The organism is Vibrio sp. 1069 (genome assembly GCF_033340555.1).
The window spans coordinates 1-639 of the sequence record NZ_JAWOWP010000505.1 but is presented as its reverse complement, the minus strand read 5'-3'; the positions used below and the strand labels follow the sequence as shown (position 1 = coordinate 639).

Annotated in this window: 1 protein-coding gene; it reads left to right on the top strand. The window is 40.5% G+C overall.

Going from position 1 to position 639, the window contains the following annotated elements:
- The coding region (locus tag R7040_RS27425) for a UvrB domain 3-containing protein (protein WP_411978220.1) at positions 1-639 on the top strand (639 nt) is incomplete at both ends.

Sequence of the window (639 nt, the reverse complement as noted above, 5' to 3'; positions counted from 1 at the left end):
TATGAGAATCGTGTTGAAGAAGGCACGACTCAAAAAGGCAAAGCAATGTTCGTTTGTAGCAGCCGTGAAATCGCTTATCAGTTCTACAAAGAACTGATTGCGCTTCGTCCTGAGTGGGATGAGGTAAAAGTCTGTGAAGATGGTGCAACTTTATCGGAAAGTGATAAGAAGAAAGTTAAGCCGATGGAACGGGTCAAGATGATTATGACTCGTGACAAAGATGATGATAAAGCTTTGTGGAATAAGCTCGGTAACAAAGAGTATCGTAAAGAGCTGGATCGTCAGTTCAAAAATGGCAAATCGAACTTCAAAATCGCTATTGTCGTAGATATGTGGTTAACGGGCTTTGATGTGCCGTTCCTTGATACCATCTACATTGATAAGCCTTTGCAAAAGCATAATCTGATCCAAACCATTTCGAGAGTAAATCGTAAATTTGAAGGTAAAGAGAATGGTCTGGTTGTCGATTACATCGGCATAAAAAAACAGATGAACCTTGCTCTTTCACAATACACAGCAGGGCAAGATCAGAACCTAGAAGACATTAAACAGTCGGTCATTATTGTTAAGGATCACCTGAGTCTGTTGGATGGGCTGTTCCATAAGTTCGACTCTAAGCCTTATTTTAATGGTACGCCA